This window comes from Methylobacterium sp. DB0501 (genome assembly GCF_011043735.1).
Classification (GTDB): Bacteria; Pseudomonadota; Alphaproteobacteria; order Rhizobiales; family Beijerinckiaceae; genus Methylobacterium; species Methylobacterium alsaeris.
The window spans coordinates 42,011-49,142 of sequence record NZ_JAAKGV010000032.1; the positions used below are offsets into that span (position 1 = coordinate 42,011).

Annotated in this window: 5 protein-coding genes; all 5 read left to right on the forward strand. The window is 72.7% G+C overall.

From position 1 onward, the window contains the following. Positions 1-17: 17 nt before the first annotated feature. Positions 18-653, forward strand: coding sequence for a DUF2460 domain-containing protein (locus G4G93_RS31935; protein WP_165091212.1), 636 nt, complete (start codon positions 18-20; stop codon positions 651-653). Between the two features lie 4 nt (positions 654-657). Beyond that, entirely contained in the window at positions 658-1,545 is an 888-nt protein-coding gene (locus G4G93_RS31940) for a DUF2163 domain-containing protein (RefSeq protein WP_165091214.1), read from the forward strand. Further along, positions 1,523-1,999: a DUF6950 family protein gene (locus G4G93_RS31945; protein WP_165091217.1), complete on the forward strand. Its 477-nt coding sequence runs from the start codon at positions 1,523-1,525 to the stop codon at positions 1,997-1,999. The genes G4G93_RS31940 and G4G93_RS31945 overlap by 23 nt, the downstream gene beginning before the upstream one ends. Then, positions 1,996-5,937, forward strand: coding sequence for a glycoside hydrolase/phage tail family protein (locus tag G4G93_RS31950; protein ID WP_165091220.1), 3,942 nt, complete (start codon positions 1,996-1,998; stop codon positions 5,935-5,937). Before G4G93_RS31945 ends, G4G93_RS31950 begins: the two co-directional genes overlap by 4 nt. Continuing rightward, a partial coding sequence (locus G4G93_RS36295) for a DUF2793 domain-containing protein (protein WP_246737152.1) occupies positions 5,930-7,132 on the forward strand: 1,203 nt, incomplete at its 3' end. The genes G4G93_RS31950 and G4G93_RS36295, both read left to right, overlap by 8 nt.

Genomic DNA, 7,132 nt, shown 5'->3' on the forward strand with positions numbered 1-7,132 from the left:
ACCGGAGCCCGTGAGCCATGCCGAGCCCCTTCCACGAGGTGCGCTTCCCCCTCGCCCTGTCCTACGGCTCCCGCGGCGGGCCCGAGCGGCGCACCGAGATCGTTACCCTCGGCTCCGGCGACGAGGAGCGCAACAGCCTCTGGCGCCACTCCCGCCGCCGCTACGATGCCGGACCCGCCCTGCGCTCGGCCGAGGACGTCGCCTTGCTCATCGCCTTCTTCGAGGAGCGGCGCGGGCCGCTCTACGGTTTTCGCTGGCGCGACACCTTCGATCACAGCTCCGCCGCCGCCGGCCAGACGATCGCCCCCACCGACCAGCGCCTCGGCACCGGCGACGGCACCACCCGGGTGTTCCCGCTCACCAAGACCTACGGCGCCGCCTTCGCCCCCTACGCCCGCCCGATCACCAAGCCGGTCGCCGGCTCGGTCGCCGTCGCGGTCGGCGGCGTGGCCCTCGCTCCTTCCGCCTTCGTGCTCGATGCCACCACCGGCCTCGTCACCCTCAAGGCCGCCCCCGCCTCCGGGGCGGTGGTCACCGCCGGCTTCCTGTTCGACGTGCCGGTGCGCTTCGCCACCGACCGCATCGAGATCGACCATCAGGCCCTGCGCGCCGGCGTGGTGGCCGACATCCCGATCCTCGAGATCCGCCGCTGATCCCATGAAGACGCTCCCGCCCTCCCTCGCCGCGAGCCTCGCGAGCGGGGTCACCACCCTGTGCCAGTGCTGGATCGTCACCCGCGCCGACGGGCTGCGCCTCGGCTTCACCGATCACGACGAGGACCTGACCGTCGACGGCGTGACCTGCTCGGCCGAGAGCGGCGCCACCGGCACGGCGCTCGAACAGGGCACCGGCCTCACCGCCGACTCCCTCGAGATCGTCGGGGCGCTGACCAGCGGGCGCCTGGCGGAAGCCGAGCTGGCGCGCGGCCTGTTCGACGGCGCCACGGTCGCGGTCTGGCGCGTCGATTGGTCGAGCCCGGCCGACCGGGTCCTCGTCCTCTCCGGGACCGTGGGTGAAGTCTCGCGCGGGCCCACCGCCTTTACGGCGGAGGTGCGAGGCCTCGCCGATCGGCTCAACCAACCCCGCGGCCGGGTCTACCAACGCACCTGCGATGCCCTCCTCGGGGACGGCCGTTGCCGGATCGACGCCACCGCCGCCGCGATCCGCGGCGCCGGCGCGGTCGCGACGGCGGGGAGCGCCCGTAAGCTCACCGCCTCCGGCCTCGCCGGGTACGTCTCCCGGTGGTTCGAGGCCGGCCGGCTGGTCTGGACCTCCGGAGCGAATGCCGGCGCCGTGGTCGAGGTGCGGGCGCATACCCGCCTCGGCCAGCTCGCCTCCCTCGACCTGTGGGAGCCGATGCCGGCGCCGATCGCCGCCGGCGACGCATTCCAGGTCGTCGCAGGCTGCGACAAGTCCTTGGCGAGCTGCCGGGACAAGTTCGCCAACGTCGTCAACTTCCGCGGCTTCCCGGACCTGCCGGGCAACGATTACGCCGTGGCCTATGCCGTACAGGGGGCAGACAATGACGGAGGCCGCCTCGGCTGACACCCGCGCGCGCGTCGTCGCGCTGGCGCGGACCTGGCTCGGCACGCCCTACCACCACCAGGCCAGCGTGCGGGGCGCCGGCGCCGATTGCCTCGGCCTGCTGCGGGGCGTCTACGCCGCGCTGTACGGCGCCGAGCCGGAGGCGCCGCCGCCCTACACGCCGAGCTGGGCCGAGGACCGGGGCGCCGAGACGCTGCGGGATGCCGCCGCCCGCCACCTGGTGCCGCTCGCTCCGGCCGCAGCCGAGCCCGGCGACGTGCTGCTGTTCCGCTGGCGCGACCGTCTCCCGGCCAAGCATTGCGGGATCCTGGTCGCCCCGTCCGTGATGATCCACGCCTATGACGGTCACGCGGTGGTCGAAACCTGGATCCCGCCGGGCTGGGCCCGGCGCATCGCCTACGCCTTCCGCTTTCCCGAACCCTTGCCCGAGCCCCTGCCGGAGTCCCCGCGATGAGCACGCTCGTCCTGTCCTATGTCGGCCAGGCGGTCGGCACGGCCCTCGGCGGCCCGATCGGCGGTGCGATCGGCCAGATCGTCGGCGCCGCGAGCGGCAGCGCCCTCGACCGCGCCATGTTCGGGTCCAAGCCGAAGACACAGGTCAATCTCGGCCCGCGCCTGTCGGACCTCCACGTCACCGCCTCGACCGAAGGCGCCGCCATCGCGCGCGTGTTCGGTCGCGTCCGCATCGGCGGACAGATCATCTGGGCGACCAAGCTCAAGGAGGTGCAGACGGTCGAGAAGGTAAAGTCCTCCGGCGGCAAGGGCGGCGGCGGACAGAAGGCCTTCAACGTCACCTATGCCTACAGCGTCAGCGTGGCGATTGCCCTGTGCGAAGGTCCGATCGTCGCCGTGGGGCAGGTCTACGCGGACGGCAAGCCGATCAACCTCGCGGCCTACGGTGCCCGGGTCTATCTCGGCGACGAAGCGCAGGGGCCCGACCCGAAGATTGCCGCGGTCGAGGGCGCCGACAGCGCCCCGGCCTATCGCGGCCTCGCCTACATCGTGTTCGAGGATCTGCCGCTGGCCGGCTTCGGCAACCGGGTCCCGGTCATCACGGCCGAGGTGATCCGGCGCCCGCCCAACGCCTCCGGCCGGCCGCGCCTCGAGGAGCTGGTGACGGCGGTCACGATGATCCCGAGCATGGGCGAGTTCACCTATGCCACGGTGCCGGTCAACGCCTCGACCTTCGGCGGGATCGCCGGACAGAACACGGTGTCGGGCGGGGTCGATGCGCTGAAAGCCCTGGATCAGCTCGCGGTCGAGGCGCCGTCCTGCCGGCACGTCTCGCTGGTGGTCGCCTGGCACGGCACCGACCTGCGGCTGTCGGCCTGCCGCATCGTCCCGAAGGCCGAGACGGCAGCCAAGACCACCAAGCCGGAATGGCTCGCCGGCGGGGTCGACCGGGCGGCGGCTGCCATCGTCAGCGGCGGCGTCTCCGGGGCGCCGCTCCTCGGCGGCGCGCCGTCCGACCTGTCGGTGGTGCAGCTCATCGGGGCGCTCAAGGAGCGGGGCTACAGCGTCACGCTCTACCCGTTCGTGATGATGGACATCCCGGCCGGCAACGGCCTGCCCGATCCCTACGGGGCGGCGGAGCAGGCGGCGTTCCCCTGGCGCGGGCGCGTGACCTGCCACCCGGCCCCCGGCCGGCCGAGCAGCCCCGACAAGACTTCCGCCGCGGCGGATCAGGTCGCGGCGTTCTTCGGCACCGTGGCGCCGGCGGACCTGGCGTGGAACGGCCGGACGGTGACGTGTGCCAAGGCGGAGTTCTCCTTCCGCCGCTTCATCCTGCATTGCGCGCGCCTGGCCGCGGCGGCGGGCGGGGTCGATACCTTCCTGATCGGCTCCGAGATGATCGGGCTCACCACCGTGCGCTCTAGCGCCTCGACGTATCCAGCGGTGGCGCAGCTCATCAGCCTGGCGGCCGACGCGCGCGCGATCCTGGGGAGCGGCACGAAGCTCGGCTACTCGGCCGACTGGACGGAATACGCCAACCATCGTCCGGCCGACGGCTCGAACGACGTGTATTTCCACCTGGATCCGCTGTGGTCGAGCCCGACTATCGATTTCGTCGGGATCGACAATTACATGCCGCTCGCCGATTGGCGCGACGGGTTCGACCATCTCGACGCCAAGGCCGGCACGTTCACATCGGGCGCACCCTCTCCCTATGACCCGGGGTATCTCGCCGGCAACGTCGCGGCCGGCGAGCTGTTCGACTGGTACTATCCGACGCCTGCCGATCGCGACGCCCAGAACCGGGTGCCGATCGCCGATACGGCCTATGGCGAGCACTGGGTGTTCCGCCTCAAGGACCTGCGCGCCTGGTGGTCGAACCCGCATCGCGACCGGCCGGGCGGGGTGCGCCAGGCGACCGCCACGGGGTGGGTGCCGCAGAGCAAACCGGTCCGCTTCATCGAACTCGGCTGCGCCGCGATCGACAAGGGCATGAACCAACCCAACGTCTTCGTGGACCCGAAGTCCTCGGAAAGCGTCCTGCCGTTCTACTCCAACGGCCGGCGCGATCCTGCGGCGCAGCGGGCCTACCTCGAAGCCACCTTGGCCTACTGGCAGGGGGACACCGGCAACCCGGTCTCGTCGGTCTATGGCGGCCGGATGGTCGATCCCGAGCGGCTGTTCGTCTGGACGTGGGATGCCCGGCCCTATCCGGACTTCCCGCGCCAGGCGGCGGTGTGGAGCGACGGGCCGAACTACCGGCTCGGCCACTGGATCAACGGGCGCCTCGGCCTGGCGCCGATCGCCGACGTGGTGGCCGAGCTGTGCGGCGGCCTCGGCGTGCCGATCGATGTCGGCCAGCTCCATGGCCTGGTGGAGGGCTACGCCGTCACCGAAGTCCAGACGCCGCGCGCCAGCCTCGAACCGCTGCGCACGTGCTTCTTCTTCGACGCGGCGGAGTCGGCCGGGCGCCTGGTCTTCGCGCCGCTGGCGCGAGCCCCGGCGGCGTCCCTCACCGCCGACGACCTGGTGGCGCGGGGCGGCAGCGGCGGCGATTACCGGCGCACCCGGGGCGAGGAGACGGCGCTGCCGGGGGTGGTGGCGCTGACCTACATCGATCCGCAGCGCGGCTACCAGTCGGCTTCGGTCGAGGCGCGCCGCACCAACGGCCGGGCCAACGCGGTGCAGCGGGTGGCGGTCCCGCTCTGCCTCGACGAGGGGGCGGCGCGGGGGATCGCGCAGGCCTTGCTCTATCAGGGCGTGGTCGAGCGCGAGCAGGTCGGCGCCACCCTGCCGCCGTCCTGCCTGGCGCTCGATGCCGGCGATGTCGTCACCCTCTCCCTCGCCGGGAGCGGCACCGACTACCGGCTGACCCGCCTCGGCCTGGAAGGGGGCCGGCCGGCGAGCGGCATCCGCACCGATCCTTCCGTGTTCGCCTACCGGGACGGCACCGCGACGCCGCGCCCGGCCGAGCCGCCGGCGACGGTGGGTGTTGCGCTGTTCCAGTTCCTCGACCTGCCGCTCCTGCGCCCGGACGCGGTGCCCCATGCGCCCTACCTCGCCGCCTACACGGCGCCGTGGTCGCCGGTGGCGGTCCTGCGCTCGACCGCCGGCGGGGCGTTCGCGGACGACGCCACGGTGGGCGCCCGGTCGATCATCGGGCGGCTGACGGCCGACCTCTACCCGGGCCCGTGCGGGCGGTGGGACCGGGTGAACAGCGTCTACGTGGAGGTGCCGCGCGGGGTCGAGCTGGTCTCGGCCCCCGAGATCGACGTGCTCAACGGGGCCAACGTGGCGGCCCTGCTGACGCTGTCGGGCGAGTGGGAGGTGCTGCAATGGGCGCAAGCCACCTTGCTCGCGCCCGGGCGCTACCGCCTCAGCCTCCTGCTGCGCGGCCAGCTCGGGACCGACTTCGCCTTGGGTGCGCCGACACCGGCCGGCGCCCCGTTCGTGGTGCTGACGGAGGCCCTGGTGCAGTCCGGGATGCCGCTGTCCCTGCGCACCCTGCCGCTCGCCTGGCGCTGGGGACCGCTCGGCCGGCCGCAGGATGATCCGAGCTTCGCCGGCGCCACCCTGGCGTTCCGGGGCGTGGGCCTGCGGCCCTACGCGCCGGCGCAGGCCCGGATGGTGCGGGCGGCGTCCGGCGACCTGGTGCTGTCGTGGGTCCGGCGCACCCGGATCGACGGCGACCCGTGGGAACAGGTCGAGGTGCCCTTAGGGGAAGAAGCCGAAGCCTACGCCCTCGACCTGCTCTCCGGGTCCGCTGCCGGCTCCACCGTCCTGCGCACGTTCGACCTGTCGGCGCCGGCCGTCACCTACACAGCCGCCCACCAGGCGGCCGATTTCGGCGGGCCGGTCACGCGCCTGTCCGTCGCCATCCACCAAGTCTCGGCAACCTACGGCCGCGGCGCGGCCCTGAGGGCGACCCTGCATGCCTGACGCCACCACCGCCCACCTTGCCCTGCCGCTGCTCCAGGCGGCACAGGCGCAAAAGCACGTCACCCACAACGAAGCCCTCATGGGCCTCGACACGCTGGTGCAACTCGCCGTCCTCGACAAGGACCTGACGGCGCCCCCCGCCAGCCCGGCCGAGGGCGACCGCTACCTGATCGCTGCCGCCGCCCCCACCGGGGCGTGGGCGGGCTGGGCCGGCCGGGTGGTGCGCTACCAGGACGGGGCGTGGCGCTCCTTCGTGCCGCGCCCCGGCTGGCTCGCCGTCGTGGCGGACGAGGCGGACCTCTACACCTATACAGGTGCGGCCTGGGCCTCGTACCGCTCCACCCTGACGGCGCTCCAGAACCTCGCCCGGCTCGGCATCGGCACCACCGCCGACGCCGCGAACCCCTTCGCGGCCAAGCTGAACAAGGCGCTCTGGACGGCGCTGACCACCGGCGAGGGCGGGACCGGGGATCTGCGCTACACCCTGAACAAGCAGGACGCCGGCAACACCCTGTCGCTGCTGTTGCAGTCCGGCTTCTCCGGCCGGGCCGAGATCGGCTTGACCGGCGACGACGACCTGCGCCTCAAGGTCTCGGCCGACGGCGGCACCTGGCGCGAGGCGCTGCGGGTCGAGGCCGCGACCGGCGCGGTGTCGGTCGCCCAGGCGGTTACGTGCGGCAACCCGGGTCTGCAAACCGGCGCGGGTCTCGTCGTCCGGGAAAGCGCCCATGCGAGCGGGTCGCGGCGAGCCACCATCGCCCTGGGGTCGGGCTGGCAGATCAACCAGGACAGCCTTGCCACCGGCGGCAGGGATTTCAGCCTCTACAGCACCGCGCTCGGCCGGTCCGCGCTCGCCGTAGCGACCTCCGGACAGGTGACGGTGTCGAACGGCCTGAACGTCGGCGGCGGCCTGACGCTGAACAACGGCACCGGCAACACCCTTCAGTTTGCCAGCGCCGGGGTGGCGGCGCCGAGCACGGGCAGCCGCTCCGCCGGAACCAAGCTCGTCCTGTACCCGAATGTCAGCGCGACCGAAGCCGACTTCGCCGTCGGCATCGAAATCGGTGCGATGTGGCACAGCATTCCGCATTCCGGCACGTTCTATCGCTGGTACGCGGGTTCGACCCAGCGGATGCAACTGGACGGCAACGGCAACCTGAGTGCCGCGGGCAAGATCACCGGTACGGGATTTGTC

Bases quoted from the DNA above. Each gene is read 5' to 3' on its own strand.
- G4G93_RS31935 (WP_165091212.1), top strand. From the start codon at position 18: ATGCCGAGCCCCTTCCACGAGGTGCGCTTCCCCCTCGCCCTGTCCTAC.
- G4G93_RS31940 (WP_165091214.1), top strand. From the start codon at position 658: ATGAAGACGCTCCCGCCCTCCCTCGCCGCGAGCCTCGCGAGCGGGGTC.
- G4G93_RS31945 (WP_165091217.1), top strand. From the start codon at position 1,523: ATGACGGAGGCCGCCTCGGCTGACACCCGCGCGCGCGTCGTCGCGCTG.
- G4G93_RS31950 (WP_165091220.1), top strand. From the start codon at position 1,996: ATGAGCACGCTCGTCCTGTCCTATGTCGGCCAGGCGGTCGGCACGGCC.